5 protein-coding genes and 1 pseudogene are annotated in these 6414 nt (G+C 73.4%); 3 read left to right on the top strand and 3 right to left on the bottom strand.

Going from position 1 to position 6414, the window contains the following annotated elements; genetic code table 11:
* Window positions 1–364, bottom strand: a 364-nt coding sequence (locus ACFWW8_RS35010) for a transposase family protein (RefSeq protein ID WP_386535974.1), incomplete at its 3' end; no start/stop codon positions are given.
* A gap of 481 nt (window positions 365–845) precedes the next feature.
* On the opposite strand from ACFWW8_RS35010, the gene panD reads away from it, so the two are divergent.
* Window positions 846–1265, top strand: a complete 420-nt coding sequence (panD, locus tag ACFWW8_RS35005) for an aspartate 1-decarboxylase (RefSeq protein ID WP_386535965.1) — start codon at window positions 846–848, stop codon at window positions 1263–1265.
* Between the two features lie 14 nt (window positions 1266–1279).
* Window positions 1280–1909, top strand: a complete 630-nt coding sequence (locus ACFWW8_RS35000) for an aspartate/glutamate racemase family protein (RefSeq protein ID WP_386535962.1) — start codon at window positions 1280–1282, stop codon at window positions 1907–1909.
* A 388-nt stretch (window positions 1910–2297) separates the two neighbouring features.
* Here the strand turns inward: ACFWW8_RS35000 and gndA are convergent, their stop codons facing one another.
* A complete protein-coding gene (gene gndA, locus ACFWW8_RS34995; RefSeq protein WP_386535959.1) occupies window positions 2298–3743 on the bottom strand; it encodes an NADP-dependent phosphogluconate dehydrogenase in 1446 nt (481 codons plus the stop codon).
* A gap of 184 nt (window positions 3744–3927) precedes the next feature.
* On the opposite strand from gndA, the gene ACFWW8_RS34990 reads away from it, so the two are divergent.
* Window positions 3928–5277: a transglycosylase family protein gene (locus ACFWW8_RS34990; protein ID WP_386535957.1), complete on the top strand. Its 1350-nt coding sequence runs from the start codon at window positions 3928–3930 to the stop codon at window positions 5275–5277.
* A gap of 24 nt (window positions 5278–5301) precedes the next feature.
* On the opposite strand, the pseudogene ACFWW8_RS34985 reads toward ACFWW8_RS34990, so the two are convergent.
* A pseudogene (locus ACFWW8_RS34985) lies at window positions 5302–6117 on the bottom strand (DMT family transporter); the annotation flags it as partial.
* Window positions 6118–6414 lie beyond the last annotated feature (297 nt).

The following is a 6414-nucleotide window of genomic DNA, read 5'->3' as shown; positions in this document are numbered from 1 at the left end:
CCGCACCACGATCGCCACCACGACCGACAGACCGGCGATCCAATGGAGATGACGTGTCGATGACGTCGGCGAGGGTGCGGAGCCGGATGCCGGTAGCGATGGCGCAGCCGCGGGCGGCGAGCAGGGGCCGCAGCTCTCCGATCTCCCGGGTGATCGTGGAGCGGTCCACGCCGAACCAGCAGGCCAGCACGTCGTGGGTGGCACCATGACGGAGGTGAACGAGGGTGGCCGGCAGCCGGTCGATGGGGACCAGCCGGTGCTTTGCGCCGACCCCGCCGGCCCGCTTCCGCGGCCTGGACTCCAGTCCGGCCTGACGCCGCTTGTGCCACAAGGAAAGCACCTCGGCGGCGAGTTCGGCGATCACGTCGGCCAACGGCCCTGTGATCCGCGGGTCGCTGCTGATCCCAGCACGCACGAGACCCGTTCCCCGCACACGAACATGATCAGGGATCACAATCCAGCGCCGCACCGCCCAAGAGGCACGAGCTCGTCAGCCGGTCCAGCAGAGGCTCGGGCGCAGAAGTCCGGGGCATCGGTGAGCGCCCGCCGAGTGGCACCGTCAGGTGCAGTCGTGCGGACGACTCCAATGGTCACGAGCATCCCCGGTTTCGCTAACCGGAGGTTTGCCGGCATATGTCCGAGCCGCCTGGATCCGTCGTTGCCCGTGGCGAGCGGCCAACCCCTCCGAGTCCGACTGACGATGCGTCAGGAATGTCGCCAATTGGTCAGGATCAGTCCTCAAAACATGGGGAGAGCTGACCGATCATGCGACTCGTTGTAAGATAGGGAAACTGCACTTGACCTGCAAATACGCAGGCAGGGAGCCTAGATCCAGGGGTACCTCGATGATGCGAACCATGTTCAAGTCCAAGATCCACCGGGCCACCGTCACCCAGGCCGACCTGCACTACGTCGGTTCCGTGACCGTCGACGCCGACCTGCTCGACGCGGCGGACCTGCTGCCCGGCGAGCTGGTGCACATCGTGGACATCACCAACGGTGCCCGGCTGGAGACGTACGTCATCGAGGGCGAGCGCGGGTCCGGTGTCATCGGGATCAACGGTGCCGCCGCACATCTGGTGCACCCCGGGGACCTCGTCATCCTCATCAGCTACGCGCAGGTCGAGGACGCGGAGGCGAGGGTGCTGAAGCCCCGCGTCGTGCACGTCGACGCGGACAACCGGATCGTCGAGCTGGGCGCGGACCCGTCCGCCCCGGTTCCGGGTACGGACCAGGAGCGCAGCCCCCACGCCGTGGCCGTCTGAGGGGAACCGGGATCGTGAGCGGCGCCGGGCTGGTCCTGCTGCACACCTCGGCCGCGCACGTCCCGGTGTTCGACGCCCTGCGGGACCGGAACCACCCCGGCGCCGCCCTGCGGCACCTGGTGGTTCCGGAACTGCTGGACCGGGCCCGCGACGAGGGCCCCGACGCGGTCGCGCCGGACCTGCTGGAGCTGCTCTCCGCTGCCGGGCCGGGATCCGTGCTGGTCACCTGCTCGACGATCGGGGCGACCGCCGAGTCGCTGGCCCCGGCGCTCCGCGCGCCGGTGTTGCGCGTGGACCGGCCGATGGCGGCCGCGGCGGTCCGCGCCGGAGCCCGGATCACCGTGCTGGCCTCCCTAAAGTCGACGCTCGCCCCGACCGTGGCCCTGCTGGCCGAGGAGGCCGGGAAGCGCCCGGTGACGATCCGCACGCGGCTCGTCGCCGGGGCCTGGGACCGGTTCGCGTCGGGTGACCGGGACGGCTGCCTCGCGCTCGTGGCCGCGGCCGCCGACGGCGTGACCGGCGCCGATGTGATCGTGCTGGCCCAGGCCTCCCTGGCCGGGGCCGAGCACCTCGCCGCGTCCCGCGTTCCGGTGCTCTCCAGTCCGGCCTCCGGACTCGCGGCCGGCCTGGCCCTGCGCGCCTGAGGCGGGGGCCCCGGCGTGCCCGGGGCGGGCCGCCCGCCGGCATGCCCTGGTGCCGGAGGGCGTACGCGGCGCGTTCCGGGGAAGGTGGGACACATGGTGCGAAACGCAGAGCAGACTCAGCCGCCCGTTCCCGGCCCCGGTCCCGACCCGGCCCCGGGACCGAGTCCCTTCCCGGACCCCGCGCCCGTCCCGCGGCCCGCGCCGCCCGTGCCCGGCCCCGTGCCCGAGCCGGACCCGGTCCCGCCGCCGCCGGGACCCGCGCCGATCCCGCAGCCCGGCCCCCTGGGCTGAGCCCCGCGCGCCGGCCCGACCCGGTCGCGCGGAAGCCCGTACGTCAGGCCGCACGGCAGGGCCGTACGTCAGGCCGGGCCGGCGCCGCAGCCGTGCGTCAGGCCGGGCCGGCCTCGGAGCGGTCGCCGCTCCACAGCGTGTGGAACGAGCCCTCCCGGTCGGTGCGCCGGTAGGTGTGCGCCCCGAAGAAGTCCCGCTGCCCCTGGGTGAGGGCCGCCGGCAGGCGCTCGGCGCGCAGCGCGTCGTAGTACGCCAGCGACGCGGAGAAGGCGGGTACGGGAATGCCCTGGCGCACCGCCGCGACGATCACCGACCGCCAGCCGTCCTGGGCCGCCCCGATCTCGTCGGCGAAGTCCGCGTCCGCCAGCAGGCTCGGCAGGTCGGGCCGGGCGTCGTAGGCGGCGCGGATGCGGTCCAGGAACGCCGCCCGGATGATGCAGCCGCCCCGCCACAACGAGGCCACCGCGCCCGGGTCCACATGCCAGTCGTACTCCGCGCTGCCGGCCTGGATCTGGTGGAAGCCCTGGGTGTACGAGACGATCTTCGAGGCGTACAGCGCCTCCTCCACCTGACCGGCGAAGGCGTCGGCTTCCGCCGGCGCCAGCGGGGCGGCGACCGGACCGCCCAGCCCGCGGGCGGCCTCGCGCAGGTCGGCGTGGCCCGAGACGGCACGGGCGAAGACCGCCTCCGCGATCCCCGACACCGGTACACCCAGGTCCAGGGCGATCTGCACGGTCCAGCGGCCGGTGCCCTTCTGCTCGGCGGCGTCGGCCACGACGTCGACGAAGGGGCGGCCGGTCGCGGCGTCCGTGTGCGCGAGCACCTCCGCGGTGATCTCGATCAGGTACGAGTCCAGGCGCCCGCGGTTCCACTCCCGGAAGGTCTCCGCGATCTTCGCGGGGGAGTAGCCGGCGACCTCGCGCAGCAGGTGGTAGGCCTCGGCGATCAGCTGCATGTCGGCGTACTCGATGCCGTTGTGCACCATCTTCACGAAGTGCCCGGCGCCGTCCGGCCCCATGTGCGAGGTGCACGGCGTGCCGTCGGCGGCCTTCGCGGCGATCTTCTCCAGCAGCGGGCCGAGGGACTCGTACGACTCCTTCGAACCGCCCGGCATGATGCTCGGGCCGAGCAGCGCGCCCTCCTCGCCGCCGGAGATGCCCACGCCCACGAAGTGGATGCCCTGCTCGCGCAGCTCCTTCTCCCGGCGCCGGGTGTCCTCGAAGTGCGCGTTGCCGCCATCGATGATCACGTCGCCCTCCTCCAGGAGCGGGGCGAACTCCCGGATCACGGCGTCGGTCGGATCCCCGGCCTTCACCATGACGACGAGGCGCCGGGGGCGCTCCAGCGCGTCGACGAACTCCTTCGCGGAGGTCGCCGCCACGAAGGAGCCCTCGTGCCCGAACTCCTCCACGAGCGCCGTGGTCTTCGCGGTGGTGCGGTTGTGGACGGCGACGGTGAATCCGTTGCGGGCGAAGTTGCGGGCGAGGTTGCTGCCCATGACCGCGAGGCCGGTGACGCCGATCTGGGCTGTGCTGGTGCTCATGATGCGCTCCTGCGTGCTTCGATGTGCGGGGAGCACCGACGCTACATCGGCGCGGCCGGATCGTGATCACGTACCGGGTGAGACTCGGTCAATTCCCCCTGGAGAGCGCCCCGTTGCGCCCCTTGCCACAATCCGGCCGTGACGTTAGGTTGTGCCGTTCCTGATGTCTTCACTGGGGGCTCGCATGGGTGTACGGGGCCGGCACCGCCGGTACCAGCCGAGCAGCATCAACCGGGCCTCGCTCGCCGTCACCGCCGGTGGCGCCGGGATAGCGCTCCCTCTCATCGGCGCCGGAGTCGCCCAGGCCGCATCGGTGGACACCTGGAACAAGGTCGCCACCTGCGAGTCCACCAACAACTGGGCCATCAACACGGGCAACGGCTACTACGGCGGCCTCCAGTTCAGCCAGAGCACCTGGCGGGCTTTCGGCGGCACCGCCTACGCCCCCCGCGCCGACCTGGCCACCAAGGACCAGCAGATCGCGGTCGCGGAGAAGGTGCTCAAGGGGCAGGGCCCGCAGGCCTGGCCCCATTGCGGCAAGACGGCCGGACTCAGCCGCAGCGGTCCGGCCGCCGCCGTCGCGCCGAAGGCACCCGCGTCCGCGCCGGTGTCGTCGTCCGCACCCGACACCCGGGGCCAGGGGGTGCAGGCCCCGGCGCAGCGGGCCAAGGCGCCCGCGGCGCAGACCCCGGCCGTGCGGACCGCCGCGTCAGGCGGGTCCGGGGCCCCGGTCCTGCCGAACCCGTACGTCGTCGCCCAAGGGGACTCCCTCTCGGGCATCGCCACCCGGCAGCGGGTCGAAGGCGGCTGGCAGGCCCTGTACGAGACCAACCGGGCCACCGTGGGCGCCGATCCTGACCTGATCTTCCCCGGCCAGCGGCTCACCCTGCGCGTCACGGCCGCGCCGCCCGCGCAGAACCCCGAGAAGCCGCCACGGACGGCCGAACCGGTCAAGCCCGTGGAACCGGCGGCGCAGCAGCCCGCCGGGAAGCAGGCACCCGGGACGGCCGGGAAGCCCGTCGGGAAACCGGCCGGGAAGCCGGTCCAGAAAGCGGCCGAGAAGCCCGCCGTGAAACCCGCGCCGAAGCCCGCGGCGCAGGCGCCCTCAGCGCAGCAGCAGCCGGCGGCGGGCGGCTACTCCGCGCCCGTCGACGCCGCCCTCGGCACCGCGTACCGCGTCGCGGGATCCTCCTGGTCCAGCGGATACCACACCGGCATCGACTTCCCGGTGTCCACCGGCACCACCGTCAAGTCCGTCGGGCCGGGGCACGTCGTCTCCGCCGGATGGGCCGGGGCCTACGGGTACCAGGTCGTCATCCGGCACACCGACGGCCGGTACTCCCAGTACGCCCACCTCTCCGCGCTCGGTGTGAAGGCCGGCCAGCAGGTGTCCGGCGGCCAGCGCATCGGGCGCTCGGGGTCGACCGGCAACAGCAGTGGCCCCCACCTGCACTTCGAAATGCGCACGGGAGAGGGATACGGCTCCGACATCGACCCCCTCAAGTACCTCAGGGGCCACGGAGTCCGCATCTGACCCGCGCACGTGCGGCGGCACGGCCGTGAGCAGGACCAGGCCGGCCGCCGCGACGGCGGCACTGGCCAGCGCGGCGGCCGTGCCCGCCCACCCGTACCGGAAGCCCTCGTCGAACAGGGAGATGCCGACCGCGGCCGCCGCCACCGGGTTGACCACGGTCACGGTGGCCAGCGGCGCGGTCAGCCCGGCGCCCCGGTAGGCGGCCTGCGACAGCAGCAGCCCGCCGCCCGCCAGCACGGCGACCGCGGCGAGGTCGGGCCACAGCGCGACCAGGGCGCCCGGGGCGAAGGACTCCGCCACCGACTTGGTGAACACCGAGGCCATGCCGAAGGCCGTACCGGCCGCCGCCGCCAGCAGCACGCTGCGCAGCACCGCCCGGCGCATCCGGTGCGCGATCAGGGACAGCGCCGCGACCGCCGCCCCCGTCACCGTCAGCAGCAGGCCGCGCTCGCCGCCCGCGAGGGACTGCCCCGACCGGCCGTCCCCGCCGGTCAGCGCCAGCAGCCCGACCAGGCCGACCGTGGCCAGGACCGCCCCGCGCCAGGCGGCGGCGCCCGCGCGGCGCCGTACGAAGACCGCCGCCATCGGCAGGGCGAAGACGATGGTGAGCGCGCCGAGCGGCTGGACCAGGCTCAGCGGACCGTACGCGAGCGCCACCACGTGCAGCAGCGCGCCGAGGCCGTTGAGACCCACCGCGATCCACCACACGCCGTGGTGCAGCGGCGCGTACGCGCGGTGGTCCGGCGTGGTCGCCGCGACCCGTTCCTGCACGATCGCGCCGCCGGCGTACGCCAGGGCGGACACGAGGCAGAGCAGGACCGACAGCCCCAGTGCACTCATGACCTCCACAATGCCCGACCCGACGGTGCTATTCCTCACCCCACAGGGGGTCACGGGTCATACTCCGGGCGTAGTACCGGAGTAGGACGAGCCCCGCGCCGGACCGGCGACCGCCGCAGCCGCAGGTGAACGGGTGTCCGCGCGCGCGGGCACGGAACGTCACGAAACCCTCCGCGTGGTGACCGTCCGCTCGCGGTGCGTGAGGCGTGCGGGACCGGGTTTGTCTCCGGGCGCGTGGCGTCCGTACAGTTTCCGCTTTGGGGACTTCCGCAGCGCGCGGATGCGGACGAGTGAGCA

The sequence above is a fragment of the Streptomyces sp. NPDC058701 genome, from assembly GCF_042715295.1.
In the GTDB taxonomy this organism is placed as follows: domain Bacteria; phylum Actinomycetota; class Actinomycetes; order Streptomycetales; family Streptomycetaceae; genus Streptomyces.
This window is presented reverse-complemented; position numbering and strand designations above follow the sequence as displayed.